Annotated in this window: 20 protein-coding genes and 1 pseudogene; 12 read left to right on the forward strand and 9 right to left on the reverse strand. The window is 71.0% G+C overall.

The window, feature by feature from the left end; genetic code table 11:
- Window positions 1-141 precede the first annotated feature (141 nt).
- The 3 genes from IAG44_RS14615 to IAG44_RS14625 all read left to right on the forward strand — a co-directional run bounded on the left by IAG44_RS14615 (window position 142) and on the right by IAG44_RS14625 (window position 3,750).
- Entirely contained in the window at window positions 142-1,407 is a 1,266-nt protein-coding gene (locus IAG44_RS14615; protein WP_187747559.1) for a L,D-transpeptidase, read from the forward strand.
- A 165-nt stretch (window positions 1,408-1,572) separates the two neighbouring features.
- A complete protein-coding gene (locus IAG44_RS14620; RefSeq protein WP_187747560.1) occupies window positions 1,573-3,030 on the forward strand; it encodes an ABC transporter permease in 1,458 nt (485 codons plus the stop codon).
- Between the two features lie 36 nt (window positions 3,031-3,066).
- Complete coding sequence (locus IAG44_RS14625; protein WP_187747561.1) at window positions 3,067-3,750, forward strand: ABC transporter ATP-binding protein; 684 nt, start codon at window positions 3,067-3,069, stop codon at window positions 3,748-3,750.
- A gap of 53 nt (window positions 3,751-3,803) precedes the next feature.
- On the opposite strand, the gene IAG44_RS14630 is transcribed toward IAG44_RS14625, so the two are convergent.
- A complete protein-coding gene (locus IAG44_RS14630) occupies window positions 3,804-4,157 on the reverse strand; it encodes an ATP-binding protein (RefSeq protein WP_187747562.1) in 354 nt (117 codons plus the stop codon).
- A complete protein-coding gene (locus IAG44_RS14635; RefSeq protein ID WP_187747563.1) occupies window positions 4,154-4,375 on the reverse strand; it encodes a hypothetical protein in 222 nt (73 codons plus the stop codon). The genes IAG44_RS14630 and IAG44_RS14635 overlap by 4 nt, the downstream gene beginning before the upstream one ends.
- A gap of 126 nt (window positions 4,376-4,501) precedes the next feature.
- Here IAG44_RS14635 and IAG44_RS14640 point away from each other — a divergent pair, with 126 nt between their 5' ends.
- Window positions 4,502-5,365: a helix-turn-helix domain-containing protein gene (locus IAG44_RS14640; protein WP_187747564.1), complete on the forward strand. Its 864-nt coding sequence runs from the start codon at window positions 4,502-4,504 to the stop codon at window positions 5,363-5,365.
- Window positions 5,337-5,543: a DUF397 domain-containing protein gene (locus IAG44_RS14645; protein WP_187747565.1), complete on the forward strand. Its 207-nt coding sequence runs from the start codon at window positions 5,337-5,339 to the stop codon at window positions 5,541-5,543. Before IAG44_RS14640 ends, IAG44_RS14645 begins: the two co-directional genes overlap by 29 nt.
- Window positions 5,544-5,557: 14 nt before the next feature.
- Here IAG44_RS14645 and IAG44_RS14650 read toward each other — a convergent pair whose 3' ends face one another.
- On the reverse strand, window positions 5,558-6,850 hold the full coding sequence (locus IAG44_RS14650; RefSeq protein ID WP_246561718.1) for a helix-turn-helix transcriptional regulator: 1,293 nt from the start codon (window positions 6,848-6,850) through the stop codon (window positions 5,558-5,560).
- A 187-nt stretch (window positions 6,851-7,037) separates the two neighbouring features.
- On the opposite strand from IAG44_RS14650, the gene IAG44_RS14655 reads away from it, so the two are divergent.
- Window positions 7,038-7,475 (forward strand): hypothetical protein, encoded by a 438-nt coding sequence (locus IAG44_RS14655; RefSeq protein ID WP_246561719.1) that lies wholly within the window; start codon window positions 7,038-7,040, stop codon window positions 7,473-7,475.
- Window positions 7,453-7,833: pseudogene (locus IAG44_RS14660) on the forward strand (class I SAM-dependent methyltransferase); the annotation flags it as partial. The gene IAG44_RS14655 and the pseudogene IAG44_RS14660, both read left to right, overlap by 23 nt.
- Before the next feature lie 99 nt (window positions 7,834-7,932).
- Here the strand turns inward: IAG44_RS14660 and hutH are convergent.
- From hutH to IAG44_RS14675, 3 genes are all read right to left on the reverse strand, one after another.
- The gene (gene hutH, locus IAG44_RS14665) at window positions 7,933-9,471 is read right to left on the reverse strand and encodes a histidine ammonia-lyase (protein WP_187752686.1); all 1,539 of its coding nucleotides are present in this window, start codon (window positions 9,469-9,471) and stop codon (window positions 7,933-7,935) included.
- A 95-nt stretch (window positions 9,472-9,566) separates the two neighbouring features.
- On the reverse strand, window positions 9,567-10,709 hold the full coding sequence (locus tag IAG44_RS14670) for a GGDEF domain-containing protein (protein ID WP_187747567.1): 1,143 nt from the start codon (window positions 10,707-10,709) through the stop codon (window positions 9,567-9,569).
- 81 nt (window positions 10,710-10,790) lie between these two features.
- Window positions 10,791-11,594: an enoyl-CoA hydratase/isomerase family protein gene (locus tag IAG44_RS14675; protein ID WP_187747568.1), complete on the reverse strand. Its 804-nt coding sequence runs from the start codon at window positions 11,592-11,594 to the stop codon at window positions 10,791-10,793.
- 189 nt (window positions 11,595-11,783) lie between these two features.
- On the opposite strand from IAG44_RS14675, the gene IAG44_RS14680 reads away from it, so the two are divergent.
- Window positions 11,784-12,512, forward strand: a complete 729-nt coding sequence (locus IAG44_RS14680) for a hypothetical protein (protein WP_187747569.1) — start codon at window positions 11,784-11,786, stop codon at window positions 12,510-12,512.
- Between the two features lie 22 nt (window positions 12,513-12,534).
- Here the strand turns inward: IAG44_RS14680 and IAG44_RS14685 are convergent, their stop codons facing one another.
- Both IAG44_RS14685 and IAG44_RS14690 read right to left on the reverse strand, forming a co-directional pair.
- Window positions 12,535-13,647 (reverse strand): adenylate/guanylate cyclase domain-containing protein, encoded by a 1,113-nt coding sequence (locus IAG44_RS14685; protein ID WP_187747570.1) that lies wholly within the window; start codon window positions 13,645-13,647, stop codon window positions 12,535-12,537.
- Between the two features lie 122 nt (window positions 13,648-13,769).
- Window positions 13,770-14,624 (reverse strand): biotin--[acetyl-CoA-carboxylase] ligase, encoded by an 855-nt coding sequence (locus IAG44_RS14690; RefSeq protein WP_187747571.1) that lies wholly within the window; start codon window positions 14,622-14,624, stop codon window positions 13,770-13,772.
- A 143-nt stretch (window positions 14,625-14,767) separates the two neighbouring features.
- Here IAG44_RS14690 and IAG44_RS14695 point away from each other — a divergent pair, with 143 nt between their 5' ends.
- Genes IAG44_RS14695 through IAG44_RS14710 form a run of 4 tightly spaced genes read left to right on the forward strand, consistent with a single transcriptional unit; the run spans window position 14,768 to window position 17,416 of the window.
- Window positions 14,768-16,372: an acyl-CoA carboxylase subunit beta gene (locus IAG44_RS14695; protein ID WP_187747572.1), complete on the forward strand. Its 1,605-nt coding sequence runs from the start codon at window positions 14,768-14,770 to the stop codon at window positions 16,370-16,372.
- An 8-nt stretch (window positions 16,373-16,380) separates the two neighbouring features.
- Window positions 16,381-16,584: an acyl-CoA carboxylase subunit epsilon gene (locus tag IAG44_RS14700; RefSeq protein WP_187747573.1), complete on the forward strand. Its 204-nt coding sequence runs from the start codon at window positions 16,381-16,383 to the stop codon at window positions 16,582-16,584.
- Between the two features lie 48 nt (window positions 16,585-16,632).
- Window positions 16,633-16,761, forward strand: a complete 129-nt coding sequence (gene mmpB, locus IAG44_RS14705) for a morphogenic membrane protein MmpB (RefSeq protein WP_425508523.1) — start codon at window positions 16,633-16,635, stop codon at window positions 16,759-16,761.
- A gap of 52 nt (window positions 16,762-16,813) precedes the next feature.
- Window positions 16,814-17,416 carry a Maf family protein gene (locus IAG44_RS14710; RefSeq protein WP_187747574.1) on the forward strand — a complete coding sequence of 201 codons (603 nt, stop codon included), beginning with the start codon at window positions 16,814-16,816 and terminating at the stop codon, window positions 17,414-17,416.
- Here IAG44_RS14710 and IAG44_RS14715 read toward each other — a convergent pair.
- Entirely contained in the window at window positions 17,385-17,870 is a 486-nt protein-coding gene (locus IAG44_RS14715; protein WP_187747575.1) for a hypothetical protein, read from the reverse strand. The genes IAG44_RS14710 and IAG44_RS14715 overlap by 32 nt on opposite strands.
- Window positions 17,871-18,121: the final 251 nt, after the last annotated feature.

Consider the following 18,121-nt stretch of genomic DNA (forward strand, 5'->3'; position numbering starts at 1 on the left):
TCGACGACGTGTTGTCGCCCACATGACGGGAACGTGTGGAACGGCGGGCGGCGGTTGGAGCGTTGATAGCGAAGAGGGCCCCGGGGCATGGGGAAACCCTCGGGGAAACGGGGACGTCCGGGTTCCGGCAATCGGCAACGTATGGAGAAGCGAGTGATAGCGAACAGTAAGCGGCGCAAGGGTCTGCGGGCCGCGTCCGTACTGCTCGGGGGGGTCCTGGTGCTCTCCGCGTGTTCCGGTGGCGACGACAGCGCCTCGGGCAGCGGCAGCGGTGACTCCTCGCAGGCCAAGGCCGACGAGGCGGCGGCCCAGAAGGCGTCCGTGGCGGACATCAAGATCACGCCGGCGGACGGCTCCGACAACGCCTCCATCAACAACTCCGCGGCCGTCACCGTCAGCAAGGGCACGCTCACGGCCGTCACGATGACGACGTCCGACGGCACCGCGGTCAAGGGCGAGCTGTCCGCCGACAAGCTGAGCTGGAAGCCCAGCGACCAGCTGGAGCGCTCGACGACGTACAAGGTCGCCGCCGAGGCCACCGACTCCGAGGGTCGCGTCGCCCACGAGAACGCGTCGTTCACGACCGTCTCCCCGGCCAACAGCTTCATCGGGAACTTCACGCCGGACAGCGGCTCGACGGTCGGCGTGGGCATGCCGGTCTCGATCAACTTCAACAAGGCGATCACCAACAAGGCCGCCGTCCAGAAGGGCATCACGGTCACCTCCAGCAGCGGTCAGGAGGTCGTCGGGCACTGGTTCGGTGCCAACCGCATCGACTTCCGCCCCGAGCAGTACTGGACGGAGAACTCCACGGTCACGCTGAAGCTCGCGCTCGACGGCGTCGAGGGCGCGCCGGGTGTCGTCGGCGTCCAGCAGAAGACCGTCACCTTCAAGATCGGCCGCAACCAGGTCAGTTACGTCGACGCGAAGACCAAGCAGATGAAGGTCACACAGGACGGCAAGACCATCAGGACCATCCCGATCTCCGCCGGTTCGCCCGACAACAAGACGTACGAGGGCACGATGGTGATGTCGGAGAAGTTCAAGGAGACGCGCATGAACGGCGCGACCGTGGGCTTCACCGACTCCGACGGCAAGGGCGAGTACGACATCAAGGACGTCCCGCACGCCATCCGGCTGACCAACTCCGGGACGTTCATCCACGGCAACTACTGGGGCGCGAAGTCCATCTTCGGCAACACCAACACCAGCCACGGATGCGTGGGCCTCTCGGACACGAAGGGCGCCAACGACACGGGGACGGCCGGGTACTGGTTCTACACGAACTCGATCGTCGGGGACGTCGTGGTCGTGCAGAACACGGGTGACAAGACCGTCGCGCCGGACAACGGGCTCAACGGCTGGAACATGAACTGGGCCGACTGGAAGGCCGGTTCGGCTGTCTGACGCCGGGACCTGACAGGCTGTCGACGCCTCGATGCCGCCTCCCTCACCGGGGGCGGCATCGGTGTTTTACGGGGTCTTGGCGGGGCCTTGGCTCACAGGGCCTTCTCATGCCGCTCTTATCCACGGCTTATGGAGTCATCACGCGCCGTCCCTAGCTTTCGGCGCATGTTCTTCACCTACCTGAGGCGCGAGTTGCGCCGCCGTAGAAAGGCGGCCCTCGTCGTCGCCTCCGGGCTCGCGCTGGGTATCGCCCTGGTCATCGTGGTCAACTCCGTCTCCTCCGGCATGGGCAGGGCCCAGGACAAGGTCCTCCAGTCGCTCTACGGCCTCGGCACCGACATGACGGTCACGAAGGCGGCCGAGGCCGGCGGCACCGGCGCCCAGCGTCCGCGCTTCCAGTTCGACGCGCAGGACGACGGCTCCGGCGCGGCGCAGAGCAGCGACGTCGTCATGGTGCGGGGGTTCCAGACGCTGGCGACGTCGACCGTGACGCAGGTCGGCAAGCAGAGCGGGGTCGCCGACGCGGCGGGCGGGCTCAGCGTCCAAGTCATCAAGGTGGACGGGCAGTTCACGCGGGGGCAGTTCCAGCAGAACGGGGGCGGGGGGACCGGCGGCCGGGGTGGCTACGGCGGTTCCGGCGGCCAGCCGCAGGGTGAAGTCCGGGGCGGGGGCGCCGACTTCGACGTCAACAACTACTCCGTGTTCGGAACGGACGTCACCAAGCCCGAGTTGGGGCCGCTGACCTCCTCGAAGATCACCAGCGGGCGGACGTTCACGACGTCCGAGACCGGCGCGAAGGTGGCCGTCGTCGACGCCGCCTACGCCAAGGAGAAGTCCCTCAAGGTCGGTTCGACGGTCACCATCAAGACCGTCACGTTCTCCGTCGTCGGCATCGCGACCGCCGACAGCGGGGACTCCGCCGCCAACCTCTACATCCCCCTCGCCCAGGCGCAGACCCTCGCCGACGCGAAGGACAAGGTCACCACGGTCTACGTCAAGGCGACCGACTCCCAGAAGATCGACGCGGTCAAGTCCGCGATCCAGAAGAACATTTCGGGGACGACGGTGACGACGTCGGCGGATCTCGCGGACACGGTGTCGGGGTCGCTGTCGACGGCGTCCTCGCTGGCGACGAGTGTGGGGAAGTGGCTGTCGATCGCCGTGCTCGTGGCGGCGTTCCTCGTCGCCGGGCTGCTGACGTCCTCCGCCGTTTCCCGGCGGGTGCGGGAGTTCGGGACGTTGAAGGCGCTGGGGTGGAAGTCGGGGCGGGTGACTCGGCAGGTGGTCGGGGAGGCGATGGTGAACGGGCTGCTCGGTGGGGTGCTCGGGATCGGGTTGGGGTTGGCGGGGGCGTATGCCGTGACGGCCATCAGCCCTACGTTGCAGGCCCAGTTGGGCGGGGGGAGTGGCGGTGGTGGCGGAGGCGGTGGTGGCTTTGGTGGTGGGCCCGGTCGGGCTGCGGCGGCCCGCACGCTTGATGTGACGCTCACGGCGCCGGTGAGTGTGGCGACTGTCGCGCTCGCTGTGGGACTTGCCGTGGCCGGTGGGTTGATCGCGGGGGCGTTCGGGGGGTGGCGGGCATCCCGGTTGCGGCCGGCGGACGCGTTGCGCCGAGTCGAGTAGCAACCACCCTTTATCTCTTGAGGAGTTGATCGTCCCATGTACGAACTCAGAAACGTCGTCAAGCGCTACGTCCGGGGCAAGGACGCCGTACTCGCCCTGGACGGCGTCGACTTGACCATTCCCGACGGGGACCGGCTCGTCATCCAGGGGCCCACGGGTGGCGGCAAGTCCACCCTGCTCCAGATGCTCGGCGGGCTCGACCGGCCCACCTCCGGTGAAGTCGTGCTGGACGGCACGGACTTGGCGCGGCTGCCCGAGGCCAAGCTGACGAAGGTGCGCAGCGAGAACATCGGCTTCGTGTTCCAGTCCTTCAACCTGATCCCGACGCTGACGGCTCAGGAGAACGTCGAAACGGCCCTGGTTCCTCTGGGGGTGAAGGTCAAGGGGCGTCGCGAGCGGGCCGCCGAGGCGCTGGAGTCGGTGGGGCTCGGCGAACGGCTCGGGCACCTGCCCTCGGAGATGTCCGGCGGCCAGCAGCAACGCGTCGCCATCGCACGGGCGTTGGTGAAGCGGCCCAAGGTGTTGCTGGCCGACGAGCCCACCGGCAACCTCGACGAAGGCATGCGGGACGAGATCATGGACGTGCTGGAGGGGCTGTGGAAGGAACACGGGCTGACCTTCATCATGGTCACCCATGACTCGTCCCTCGCGAAGAAGGCGCCTCGGTTGGTGACGATCCGCAAGGGTCGGGTGACGGTGACGGAGAAGGCGGCGTCCTGAGGTTGCCGGGGGCCGGTTCCGTGCGGGTCGCGGAACCGGCCGTCCCTGCCCTGTCAGTCCGTCGCCACCTCGCACCACACCGTCTTGCTGTTCACCCCCTGCTCCACGCCCCAGCGGGTGGCCAGGGCGTTCAGCAGGGCCAGGCCCCTTCCCGACTCGGCGGTCAAAGTGGCGTGCAGGAGGGTCGGGAGGGCCCTGGGGTCGGGGTCGGTGACCTCGACTCGGGTGTGGCCGTGGGCCGTTGAGCGGACCCTCACCGTCACCGGGGTGCCCTCGCCGACGTGGTCGATGACGTTCGTGATCAGTTCCGTCGCGCACAGGCGGACGTCGTACGGGTGCGCACGCAGGCGGTCCCTGAGTTCCGGCACCGCCTTCGCCGTCGCCAACAGGTCGTACTCGAAGCTCACTTGGCCGCGGCCTCGCGGAGGATCGCCGCAAGGGAGAGGGCGGTGGTCGTGGGGCAGTTGCCGAGCGACATGAGGTTCAGGGGCGGGGAGTAGGTACTCGCGTAGCTGACGATGTCGAGGCCGAGCGAGGGGAACTGGAGGTTGTGCAGGGCGAGGGCGGCGCGGAGTTCTTCGACGCAGGCGGGGATGTCGTTGGGGGAGGGGGAGTTGTGAGGCATGTGGGGGAGTCGCTTTCTGTGCGGTGTGTGACGAATGCCTCACAGGGTGTCGTGTCGGCCGCTACCGTGAAAGAGGTTTCGGGTTCGCAAGGCACGCTGCGAAGGGCCAGTCAAGGGGTGAGGAACATGGGACGAGGCAAGGACATCGACGGTTCCGAGGGGGTTCCGACCTTCTACGGCAAGGAGTTGCGCTGGAAGCGGGAGCAGGCGGGGATGTCCCTGGACCAACTGCTCGTCGGCAGCTACTACGGCAGGACGCACCTCAGCGACATCGAGCGTGGGGAGCGGAGCATGCCGCTCGATCTGGCGCAGCATGTGGACCGGAAGCTCGGCACGGACGGGTACTTCGAGCGGAACTGCGAGGACGTGCGGAAGTCGAGGCGGAAGGGTCACGCCAAGTACTTCGAGAAGGTGCTGGAGGCGGAGAAGCAGGCGCTGACGATCGAGGAGTGGAGTTTGAGCACCTTTCCCGGGCTGCTCCAAACTCCTCCGTACGCAAGGGCGTTGGTCTGGGCATCTCACCCCACGGCCACGGACGAGTGGGTGGAGGAGAAGGTGCAGGCCCGGCTTGGTCGTGCTCGGCTCTTCGACGACGACCATGCCAAACCGGAGTACTGGGCCATCCTCCACGAAGCGCTCCTCACGGATTCGATCCTGCCTCCCGAGGAGATGGCTGATCAGCTCGACCGGATCGTGGAGTTGGCCGAGCGGCGCCGAATTGTTCCGCAGATCGTTCCGCGGAACTGCGGGGCGTATCCGTTGATGCTGTCCTCCATCATGGTCATGACGTTCCCGGACGCTCCGCCGCTGGTTTACACGGAGTCCTCTTACAGCGGAGACACCATCGATGATCCGGCCCTCGTGAAGCAGTACCGCAAGGCATACGATCGGCTCAGGGCCGTCGGGCTGGCACCAGCAACGTCCCTGGCCATGATCAAGGCGGCGGCAGAGGAATACCGAAATGGCAAGCGACCGGATCGACTTGAGTGACGCCCTGTGGCTCACGAGCAGCTACAGCAACGGCGACGGCGGCAACTGCGTAGAACTCGCCACCAACCTCCCCACCCTCGTCCCCGTCCGCGACACCAAGCTCCCCGCCAGCCCCGTCCTCCTCCTCACCTCCACCGCCTGGGCCCCCTTCCTCGCCCACCTGAAGCAGGACACCTGAGAGGCGCCCGTCTCTCAGGTGCGTTCCGGGGCCGACACCGCGGCGTGCAACTCCCGCACCCCGGCGGCCCGAGGGTGTCGCTGGGCCAACTCGGTCACGATGCCACGGATCACGGGCCGGTCCCGCACCTCGCCGGGGCTCGCGCGGTGGGCGTCGAGGAGGGCGCGGGCGGTCTGCTCCGGGCGGCCCCAGGCCCACCAGGCACGGGCCATGTCCGTGCCCAGGCGGGCCTTCCGCTCGGCCGTGGGGAAGTGTTCCGGCCGGAGGTTCCGCCCGGCCTCCAGGGCCGCGCCCGCGTCCCCGAGGGCCCAGTGGACGCCGACGGCGTAGAGGTCCACGGCCGCAGGGCTGATCGGGAAGAGACGGCCGGCGGGCGCGATGACCGGCAGCCGATGAGCAGCGCGCCGGGCCTCCTCGACCATGGCCAGGGCCTCGGCACGCCGGCCACCCCGGGCGGCGGTGTAGGCCAGGGTGCACAGCATCTGCGCGTAGGCCGAGGACGCCGCGTCCGTCCGCAGCCCCGTCGCTTCCACCCGGGCCGCGGCCGACTCCATGAGGGTCTGGGCTTCCTCGCCCCGGCGCTGGTGGCGCAGCACGATCGCGAGCTCGCGGGAGGCAGCGGCGGCGGCGAGCGGGGAGCCGGACACCTCGGCCCAGGTGCGCGCGCGGTCGGCGGTGAGGCGGGCCTGCTCGTACGAGCCGACCTTGCTGAGCAGGGCGGTGCTCAGGCTGTAGACGGAGGACAGTTGAGCCTGGTCCAGCTCGCGGCGCGAAGAGGCGGCGGCGTGCCCGTCGGCCAGGAGGCCCGGCAGCAGGCCGAGGAGCTGCGCGTGGGCTCCCTTGTCGTACAGCTCCCGGGCGGAGGCCACGCGGGCACCCAGGGCGCCTCTGCCCGTGGGTGGCGGGGTGTCGGCCAGGGCACGGTCCATGCCGAGCAGCGTGGCGGCCGGGACGGTCGCCGTGGCGGCGAGCAACGAGCGGCGGCGCATCGGGTCCTCCTCGGCGTGCGGACTGGCCGACACTCTAGTGCCGGCCGGTCCGGAAGAGGCTGGGGGCGCCAGAGAACTCACCAGGACGTGTCGGGGAACACCCACCGTGGACGCGGCCCGGTGAATGAGCGTCAGGTCGGTCACCCGGACGCGACGCTCCATCCGCGAGACCGTCGCCGCCGAGCACCCCAGATGCCCGCCGAGTTCGGCGAGCGTCCATCCTCGGTGCTCACGGCCCAGCCGTACGAGCCCGCCCGGTTGTCGCCGGACGACCAACTCCCTGGCCTTCGCACTGTTCCAGAGCGGGTCACCGGGCACTGGCCCCTCCCCTACCGCACGACCGGGGGTCACCACGGTACGGACGCGGGACGGCACCCGTCGAGACCGTTTGCATGACGCGCAAACGCCTTGCGCGGAAAGCCAGTTGATCACTGCCGGGGTGCCGGGTGCGGTGTTCTCGTCACAGCGCCCCGCACCTCGTGGGGCACCGTCCGAGGGAGGCACCATGGCAACCTCAGCCGAAACCCCCGTCACCCCCGACCCGGTGACCGGACCAGCCCGCTCGCCCCGTACGGCCACCCGCGTCCTCGGCCAGGGCTACGCCCACCTGCTCACCGCCATGGCCCTCCGGGGCGAGGGCCTGGGGCTCGCCCCGAGCGAGCTCGTGGACGTCGGCGTCCACACGATCATCCTGGCCACCGTCGCCTACGCCGAGCTGTGCGGCAAGTACGACGGCGGGCACTTCCCGCACCACGTGCCGAAGGTACAGACGGACAACGACGGGTCGGCCGTCAAGACCGTCCACCTCGTCGCCCGCGCCGGCTGGGAGGTGGACCTTCCGCTGCGGGAGGACGCCGCCGAGGCACGCCCGGGTGACGTTCGCCCGAACCGGCTGCAGCCCCCCGCGCGGTGCCGCGCGGATGGGCTGGGTGACGACTACTGACCTGTGGCACGACTACGGCCGGGCCCGCGCCGAACAGGACGACGCCGTCCCCGACTCCTTCCGCTGGACCTGGAGCCAGCGGGACGGTCCGGGCCCGGAAGCCTCGGCGACCTCACCGGCAAGACCGTGGCCGACCTCGGCGCCGGCGCCGCCGGCCACGCCGCCCACCTGGCCGTGCACCACGCCCCGGACAGGGTCGACGCCGTGGACGCCTCACCCGCACAGCACGGCATGGCCACCGCCCTGTACGCCCCGCGAGCTGCTACCGGCCGCGGCCTTCGCGCTCCGTCCCGGCGGGCGACTCGTCTTCTCCACCCTCGCCCACTACCTGTCCGGAGCGCCCGCGCGGCCGGACGTCACCGAGCCCGCCGCCACCTTCCTCATCACCGCCGCCCACCTTCCGCGCTGAGATGAGGGGCCCCTGTCTCACACAGGGGCCCCTTTGCGCGCCAACTGCCTACCGCAGCGGCCCTGTTACCTTCTCCACCGCCTCGACGAGCCCCCCGCCGCGCACGAACGCGTCCGCCGCCGCGAGGTCGGGGGCGAGGAAGCGGTCGGGTCCGGCGCCCTGGACGCCTGCCGCGCGGACGGCGGCGAGGACGGCCTGGGTCGCGGGTGCGGGCGTGAGGCCCGCGCGGAGTTCGACACCTCGCGTCGCCGCGTACAGCTCGATCGCGAGGACGCGGGTGAGGTTGTCGACGGCGGTGCGCAGCTTGCGCGCGGCCGACCAGCCCATGGAGACGTGGTCCTCCTGCATCGCGGAGGAGGGGATGGAGTCCGCCGAGGCGGGGACGGCGAGCCGCTTCAGCTCGCTGACCAGCGCCGCCTGCGTGTACTGGGCGATCATCAGACCGGAGTCGACGCCGGCGTCGTCCGCGAGGAACGGCGGCAGACCGTGGCTGCGGTTCTTGTCGAGCAGCCGGTCGGTACGGCGCTCGGCGATGGACGCGAGGTCGGCGGCGGCGATCGCGAGGAAGTCGAGCACGTAGGCGACCGGCGCGCCGTGGAAGTTCCCGTTGGACTCCACCCGGCCATCCGGAAGGACTACGGGGTTGTCGACGGCCGACGCCAGCTCGCGTTCCGCGACGAGGCGGGCGTGCGCGAGGGTGTCGCGGCCGGCGCCGGCGACCTGCGGGGCGCAGCGGACCGAGTACGCGTCCTGGACGCGGGGCGCGTCGTCCTGGTGGTGCCCGGTCAGGCCCGAACCCTCCAGTACCGCGAGCATGTTGGCGGCGGAGTCGCCCTGGCCGGGGTGCGGGCGGATGGCGTGCAGCTCGGGCGCGAGGACCTTGGCGGTGCCGAGCAGCGCCTCCAGGGAGAGCGCGGCGGTGATGTCGGCGGCCTTGTAGAGGGCGTCGAGGTCGGCGAGGGCCATCAGCAGCATGCCGAGCATGCCGTCGGTGCCGTTGAGGAGGGCGAGCCCTTCCTTCTCCCGTAGCTCCACGGGGGTAATACCGTGCGCCGCGAGCAGTTCGCCGGCCGGGCGGACGACGCCGTCTGGGCCCTCCGCGTCGCCCTCGCCCATCAGGGTCAGGGCGCAGTGCGAGAGGGGGGCGAGGTCGCCGGAGCAGCCGAGGGAGCCGTACTCGTGGACTACGGGGGTGATACCTGCGTTGAGGATGTCGGCCATGGTCTGCGCGACCTCGGGCCGTACGCCCGTGTGTCCCGAGCAGACCGTCTTCAGCCGCAGGAACATCAGCGCGCGGACGACCTCCCGCTCGACGCGCGGGCCCATCCCGGCGGCGTGCGAGCGGACGATGTTGCGCTGGAGCTGGGTGCGCAGCTCCTGGCTGATGTGCCGGGTGGCCAGGGCGCCGAACCCGGTGGAGACCCCGTAGACCGGCTCCGGCTTCGCGGCCAGCGCGTCCACGATCTCCCGGGCCGCCGCCAGCGCCGCGACCGCCTCCGCCGACAGCTCGATCCGGGCCCCGCCGCGCGCCACGGCGAGCACGTCGGACGCCGTGACCCCGGCGGTCCCCACCACCACAGTGTGCATATCCATATTCAGGAGCGTACGCACTGAAGACAAGGAAGTCACGAGTGGGGACCGGTTTCACCCCTTACCCGTACTACCTCCCTGCTCCTCTCCCCCTACCCCCCTCCCCCACGGAACCGGCGCCGCTCGCCACCGGCCGGGGGCGGGGTGTCCACCAGGAGTACTACGGGATCCTCAGGGCCCTTGCGCCCCGCGACCACCGGGTACGGGGTGCGCTCCGCCTTCGCCCGGTACTGGGCCGCGTCGGCGAGCCGGAAGAGGCGGCGCGCGGTGCGGATCGGTCCGATGGGGTCCGCCGTGGACGCGACCCCGCAGGCCACCCCGTCCCCCAGCTCCAACTCCCCCGCCCTGCGGCAGAGTTCGGTCGCCACCGCGACGACCTCGTCAGCCGTCGGACCCACCGCGAGGAGGCAGAACTCGTCACCCCCGAGACGGGCCGCGAGGGCGCCGGGGAGCATGGCTCCGCAGAGGGACAGGATCGAGCCGAACCGTTCCAGCAGACGGTCACCGACCGCGTGCCCCATCGTGTCGTTGACCCGCTTCAGCCCGTTCAGATCGCACACGACGAGGCTGACGGCCACCCCCTCCGCCCGGTGCCGCTCGATCGCCTCGTCCAGCCGGACGTCGACCGCGCGCCGGTTGGCCAGGCCCGTCAGCGCGTCCGTGAAGGCGAGCCGGCGGGCCTCCTCCAGCCGCTCCGTCTGCGCGAGGCCCGCCGCCACGACCGACGCGAGCACCGTCGCGAAGTCCGCGTCCGCCCGCTCGAAGGGGGGCGCCTGCGTCGCCCTCGCCACGTACAGCTCGCCCCACGCCCGCCCGTGCAGGACGATCGGGGCCACCACGCACGAACCCCGGCCCCTGCGGCGCAGCGCCGCGACCCGCTGGTGCACGTAGCCGGGACCGGCCGTCGTCGGGCCGTCCGCCGTCTCCACCCACGCGTTCGGCTCGCCGCCGGTCGCCCAGCGTTCGTGCAGGAACTCCGTGATCTCCGGGAACTGGTGGACCGGGTACGACTCCGACTCCGGGTACCGCTCCTCGTCCGGGGCCCGGTCCCCCACGTTCACCAGGACCCGGAGCCTGCCCCGCTCCCGCTCCCACACCGACAGGGCCGCGAACGTGCCGTCCAGGGCGTGACACGCTCCCGTGGCCGCGGCGGTCCAGGTGTCCCTGGGGGTGCGTGCGGCTGCCATGCCCTGCGCCAGCGTCACCACCGCCGCGAGGTGTCTGTCGTCGCCCATTACCTCAGGCTAGGGATGTTCGAGGGGAAAGGGGCGACGGGGCGGTCCGAGTGGGGGGACCTGAGAGGTACGGGATGCCCCCTACTCCCCCGGCCACACCGGCTTCCGCTTCTCGTTGAACGCCCGCACCCCCTCCGCCCGGTCCCCCGAGAACGCCACCGTCCGCCACGCCGCGTCCTCCACCTCAAGACCGGCCCTGATGTCCAGCCCCTGCCCGAGCCGCAGCGCCTTCTTCGCGGCCCGCAGGCCCACCGGGGAGTTCGCCGCCATCCGCGCGCCCAGGGCCAGCGCCTCCTCCCGCGCCCGCCCCTCCTCCACCAGCACGTCCACCAGCCCCAACTCCCGCGCCTCCGCCGCCTCCACGCGCCGCGCCGAGAAGATCAGCTCGGCCGCGCGCGCCGCCCCCACCCGGCGCGGCAGCAACTGGGTACCGCCACCCCCGGGAATCACCCCGACCGACACCTCCGGCAACCCCACCACCGCCGTCCCGTCGGCCACGATCACATCGCAGGACAGCGCCAGTTCGAAGCCGCCGCCGAGGGCGAACCCGTGCACGGCGGCGATCGCGGGCACCGGGAGATCGAGGACGGCCGTGTACGCGCCACGGCTCGTCGGCCGCTGCGCACGCAGGTCGGCGTCCGTGAACGAGTCCCGCTCCTTGAGGTCGGCCCCGACGCAGAACGCGCGCTCGTGGGTGGAGGTGAGGACGACGACCCGGACGCCGGGGTCCTCCCCCAGAGCCACGCAGGCGGCGGTGATCGAGCGGGCCATGCCCGTCGACACCGCGTTCATCGCCTTCGGCCGGTCCAGCACCAGCTCCGCCACGTGCCCCTCGCCGTGCCGGCGGACCATGACGTACTCGCCGAACCGTTCCTCGCTGCTCATGACACCCTCCGGGCACGCCGTTAACGCCGGTTAACACTTCCTCCGGTGTCGATCATCGCAGTACCTCCCCCATCGTGTGAAGGGCGGCGAGTTCCACGAACGGGCACCCGTTCGAGTGATTTCCCCCCGCTCTCCCGGCCTGTCGCCCACCCCCGCGCATACCGTCACTGCGGCCCATCGGGAGGGGACATGCACGAGGAACACGAGGGATACGAGGGATACGAGGGAAACGATCCGGCGACGGCACACCCGGGCGGCCACCGCCCCCGAGGACGCCACCGACGCCCCCGCCCCCGCAAGGTCTTCCTCGCGGCCGGCGGCCTCGCCTTCGCGGCGGGCGTCCTGGGCCTGCTCCGGATCGTCCCGGAACCGGGCGGCGCCGGCCCGGTGGCGGGGGCGTCGCTGGGGGACGGTGGGAGTACGGGTACTACGGGATACGGGGACGGGGACGGCGTCACCGACCGCGCGACCAACGCGGCGGCTGCTGTACCGCCCGCCTCGGGCGAACCCGGCGGTCCCGGCACCGGCTCCGGCGCCGACCCCGGTGATACCCGTAGCACTTCCGGCGGCGCCGCTTCCTGGGGGCCCGACCCCCGTCATACCCCTAGTACCTCCGGCGTCCCCCGCCCCACGGCTCCCTCCCAGGACTTACGGGTATCCCCGAGGCCAACCCCTAGTACCCCCGATGCCCCCGACGCCCCTCATACCCCTAGTACCCCTGGCAGCCCCCACACCCCCGGCACTCCCAGTACCCCCAGACCAGCCCCTACCCCCACAGCCGTACCTCCCGCGAACCACCCCGCACCGCCGCCCCGCCCCACCACCCCGAGCCCTGCCCCCGACACCCCCGACGACCCCTACGAGATCTGCGTACCGGCCATCGGCCTGTGCGTGGACACCCCGTTCACCGGTCCCTGACAGGACCCCTACCCCTCCGGAGCTACGACGCCCCGTCCCCGTCCCGCCGACTCAGCAACCACGGCTCCACCACACCCAGCCCCCGCACCGGCCGCTGCCACATCGGCTGGAGGGCGAACCGGTACGCGGGCGGCTCCTCCCCCTCCTTCTCGGCCGTCGCCGCCTCCTCGGCGGCCTGCGCCTCGGAGGCGGGCGCCTCACCGCTGCGGATCAGGTCCTCCGCGAACGCCGAGTCGACGAGGACCGCGTCGCGGGGGGCTATGGAGGTGAGACGGGAGGCGAGGTTGACGGTGGTGCCGAAGACGTCGCCCATCCGGGTCGTGACCGTGCCGAAGGCCATGCCGACGCGCAGTTCGGGCATCGTCTCGTCGTTCGCCATCGTCTCGATCAGGCGCAGGCCGATCTCGGCGGCGGTGCCGGCGTCGTCGGCCGCGTACAGGACTTCGTCGCCGAGGGTCTTGATCAGCCGGCCGCCGTTCGCGGCGACCAGGTCGGCGGCGGTCGTCTCGAACGCCTCGACCAGTTCGCCGAGTTCCTCCTCCTCCATGCGGCGGGTCAGCCGCGTGAAGCCGACGAGGTCGGCGAAGCCGACGGCCAGCCGCCGGTCCACCATCTCCTCGTCGTCGGCGGTCTGCACGACGCGGCCCGCCGACGCGGCGAGCTGGCGGCGCCAGACGTACACAAGGAACTCCTCCAGTTCGGGCAGGAGGAGTTCGACGATCGGGTACGTGACCTCGGTGCGGGTCATCCCCGGCTCAGGGGGCTCGGTCAGGCCCTCCAGGAAGGAGTCGATCTGCCACTCGGCCAGCCGGGCGGTCGTCTGGCCCGTCGAACGGGCCACCTGCACCGCCATCGCCTCGCTCAGCAGGCCCGCCTCGACGAGGCCCGCGAGGCGCCTGAGCGCGAGGACGTCGGCCTCCGTCAGGGCCTTCGCCTGGCCGATGTCCGCGAAGCCCATCGCCCGCCAGAACCTCGACGCCAGTTCCATCGAGACACCCGCGCTGCGGGCCGCCTGGAACGGGGTGTAGCGGCGCTCCGCACCCAGGATCAGGCCCTCCAGGCGCAGCGCGAGGGGGTCCTCGCCGGGGTCGGCAGCGTCCGCGCCCACGTCGGAGCCGGTGTCGTCGACGGTCACGCCTGCTGCCCTTCCGGTCTGCCACGGTCAGGTATCGACCGGGGTCAACTTTACGGCAGATGTGCGGTAGCTCACGCTGGGAAGGGGAACCGGGCGCATCAACGCCGTGGGGGCATCGAGCACTACACCGGCCTCAGATGAACGATGTCGCCCGCCCCTACGGGTTCCCGTACTCCCTCCTCCGTCGCCAGTACCAATCTGCCGTCTCCGTCCACCGCCACCGCTTCCCCTACTACCGACCTCTCCCCCGGCAGTTCCGCCCTGACCGTTCGTCCCAGCGTCGCGCAGCCCGCCGCGTATGTCTCCTGGAGGCCGCTCGTCGCGGGGTCGCCTTCCGCCTCGCGCCACTTGCCGTACCACTCCTCCAGGGAGCGCAGGACGGCCCTCAGCAGCGGGTCGCGGTCGGTGCTCACCGCTCCCGCCAGCGCGAGTGAACCCGCCTGAGGTACGGGGAGTTCGTCGGTCTTGAGGGTGACGTTGATGCCGACGCCGATGATGACCGCGTCGGCGCCCGCGCGCTCCGCGAGGATGCCGCCGGCCTTGCGTTCCTGGCCGTCGACGGTGACGAGGAGGTCGTTGGGCCATTTCAGGGACGTGTCGACGCCGGCGGCGCGCGCGAGGCCGGTCGCGACGGCGACGCCGGTGAGGAGGGGGAGCCAGCCCCAGCGGTGGACCGGTACCTGAGAGGGACGCAGGAGGACGGAGAAGAAGAGTCCCGAGCGTGGCGGAGCCGTCCAGCGCCGGTCGAGCCGCCCGCGCGCGGCGGTCTGCTCCTCGGCGACGAGGACCGTGCCCTCGGGGGTGGTACCGGCGGCGGACGCGAGGTCCGTGTTGGTGGAGCCGGTGCTGCGGACGACCTTCACCTCGCGCCACAGCCCCCCGTCCCGGACGAGTCCGCGCCGCAGGGCGACCGCGTTGAGCGGGGGGCGGTCGAGGTCGGACCAGGGGCTGGGGTCTGAGGCGTCTCGGGGTGTCATGCGGCAACCCTAAGAGTCATGCGGCAACCCCGAGAGTCCCCCTAGGGGTGTGGCCAACACCGCACCGCCGACCCCTAGGGGCACCACTACTCTACGAACGAGTAACCGTCCCCCCTTTTGAGCAGGCAGGGAGCCGCATCCCGATGTCCGAGCCGGAAGAGCGTCACGAGACCGACATCCACACGACCGCGGGGAAGCTCGCGGATCTCAGGCGCCGCGTGGAGGAAGCGACGCACGCCGGGTCGGAGCGGGCCGTCGAGAAGCAGCACGCGAAGGGCAAGCTGACCGCCCGTGAGCGGATCGAACTCCTCCTGGACGAAGGGTCGTTCGTCGAGCTGGACGAGTTCGCCCGGCACCGTTCGACCAACTTCGGCCTGGAGCACAACCGCCCGTACGGCGACGGCGTCGTCACCGGGTACGGCACCGTCGACGGCCGTCCGGTCGCCGTGTTCTCGCAGGACTTCACCGTGTTCGGCGGGGCGCTCGGCGAGACGTACGGGCAGAAGATCGTCAAGGTGATGGAGTTCGCGCTCAAGACGGGCTGCCCGGTGATCGGGATCAACGACTCGGGCGGCGCCCGCATCCAGGAGGGCGTGGCCTCGCTGGGGGCCTACGGGGAGATCTTCCGGCGTAATACCCTCGCCTCAGGGGTGATCCCGCAGATCAGCCTCGTCGTCGGCCCGTGCGCGGGCGGCGCGGTCTACTCCCCCGCGATCACCGACTTCACGGTGATGGTCGACCAGACCTCGCACATGTTCATCACGGGCCCCGACGTCATCAAGACGGTGACCGGCGAGGACGTCGGCTTCGAGGAGCTGGGCGGCGCGCGGACCCACAACTCGGTATCGGGCGTGGCCCACCACATGGCCGGGGACGAGAAGGACGCGGTCGAGTACGTCAAGCAGTTGCTGTCGTACCTGCCGTCCAACAACCTCTCCGAGCCGCCGGTCTTCCCCGAGGAGGCCGAACTCGCCGTCACGGACGAGGACCTGGAGCTGGACACGCTGGTCCCGGACTCCGCGAACCAGCCCTACGACATGCACACGGTCGTCGAACACGTCCTGGACGACGCGGAGTTCTTCGAGACGCAGCCGCTGTACGCGCCGAACATCCTCACCGGGTTCGGACGGGTGGAGGGGCATCCGGTCGGGATCGTCGCCAACCAGCCGATGCAGTACGCCGGTTGCCTCGACATCAAGGCGAGTGAGAAGGCCGCGCGGTTCGTGCGGACGTGCGACGCGTTCAACGTCCCGGTCATCACGTTCGTCGACGTCCCCGGCTTCCTGCCCGGCGTCGACCAGGAGCACGACGGGATCATCCGCCGGGGCGCCAAGCTGATCTACGCCTACGCGGAGGCGACGGTCCCGCTCATCACCGTCATCACCCGTAAGGCGTACGGGGGCGCGTACGACGTGATGGGGTCCAAGCACCTCGGCGCCGACCTCAACCTCGCCTGGCCGACCGCGCAGATCGCCGTGATGGGCGCCCAGGGCGCCGTCAACATCCTGCACCGGCGGACCCTCGCCGAGGCCGAGGCGAGCGGGGAGGACGTCGAGGCGGTGCGCGCGCGGCTCATCCAGGAGTACGAGGACACCCTCCTCAACCCGTACATCGCCGCCGAGCGCGGGTACATCGACGCGGTGGTCATGCCGTCGGACACACGCCGGCACGTCGTGCGGGGGCTGCGGCAGCTACGGACGAAGCGGGAGTCCCTGCCCCCGAAGAAGCACGGCAACATCCCTCTCTAGGAGTCGTGATGAACATCAGGGTCGTACGGGGAAACCCCACCCCGGAGGAGTTGGCCGCCGCGCTCGCGGTGGTGAGAGCGAGGGCGTCGGTAGCACCGGAGACCGACGCCCCCCGGCCGAGGGACGCGTGGTCGGATCCCGCCCGGATCGCGCGCGGAAGGCTCCCCCAGCCGGGACCCACAGCTTGGGCTCGGACGTACTGGCGGACTTGAGTACTAGTACTCAGGCGCTCTTCACTCTTCCGTCGCATGCTGGATGCCATGCTGTGGTCCGACCCCGAGAACGAGCCTCCCAAGGAACTCCGCGACATGCAGGTCATGTTGCGGAGACTGGGCGTTCTCATGGCGGCGGCCATGGTCCTGGCGATGTTCGTGATCGGCCTGAAGTGAACCCGGGCGGCTCGGGAGGAGTCCCTGAGCCGCCCCGACTACCCTGGCCCCCATGACTCGCCGCCTCATCCTCGCCTCCCAGTCCCCGGCCCGCCTCGGCCTCCTCAAGGCCGCCGGCTTCGCCCCGGACGTGATCGTCAGCGGCGTCGACGAGGACGCGGTCACCGCGCCCACCCCCGCCGAGCTGGCGCGGGCGCTCGCGGAGGCGAAGGCGTCGGTGGTGGCCGCCCGCCCGGAGGCGAGGGACGCGGTGGTGATCGGCTGCGACTCGGTGCTGGACCTCGACGGCCAGGCGCTCGGCAAGCCGGCGGACGCCGAGGAGGCCACCGCCCGCTGGAAGTCGATGCGCGGCCGCGCGGGCACTCTCCAGACCGGCCACTGCGTGTACGCCGACGGCCGCTGGACCTCCGCCGTCGCCTCCACGGTCGTCCGCTTCGGCGAACCGACCGACGCCGAGATCGCCGCGTACGTCGCGACCGGTGAACCCCTTTACGTCGCCGGGGCGTTCACGCTCGACGGCCGTTCGGCGCCGTTCATCGACGGCATCGACGGCGACCACGGCAACGTGATCGGCCTGAGCCTGCCGCTCGTTCGCCGACTGCTCGCCGAACTCGGCGTCGGCATCACGGAGTTGTGGGCACCGACGGAGGCGTGAGGGGCCCCGGCCCGCTGCCGCCGCGCGGCTGCCCCTCGACGCCCGGCGCGCCGTCCTCGTCCGCCACCGGGTCGTGCGTCATCAGCAGGAGCACGATCAGGGCCATGGCGGCGATCAGCGCGACGAAGGCCGTGGCGCCGGCCAGGCCCCAGGCGACGGCGGCCAGCAGGCCGTGCACGACGGCCGCGCTGACCAGCAGGACCCGGCCGAGGCCCGCCGGGCGCTGGCCGCGCACGGCGACCAGGAGCGCGACGAGGGCGCACAGGGCGAAGTAGAGGCCGAAGACGACGCCGGCGATCTTCGAGGAGTTCGCCATCACGTCGGGGTCGAGGCCGGCGAGGGACATGTGCTGGCGGCCCACCAGCGTCCCGAGTATCCAGTTCAGCGCGGCCACGCCCAGCGCCTCCGCGAAGAGGACGACCGCCACGGCCCACGCCACCGGTCTGCGGACCATCGTCGCCACCCATCTTTCGACCCGCGCTGGAGCGATTCTGCTCCTACCCGAAGTACGTTCGGGTCACCGGGAACGCTACTGACTGGTAAAGCTCAGGACAATGGTTCGTGCCGGCGCAAAGATCCGGAGCGACGTTCGTAGGAATCCAACAAAGAAACGGAGTGGGCCGCAGCACGCCTTCACAGAGACCTTGACCACATCAGAGGGCTAGGGTTTTCCGAGGAGTCCTGCGTACGGCCGTACGACAAGGG

Origin of the sequence: Streptomyces roseirectus, from assembly GCF_014489635.1 — a bacterium.
GTDB lineage: Bacteria > Actinomycetota > Actinomycetes > Streptomycetales > Streptomycetaceae > Streptomyces > Streptomyces roseirectus.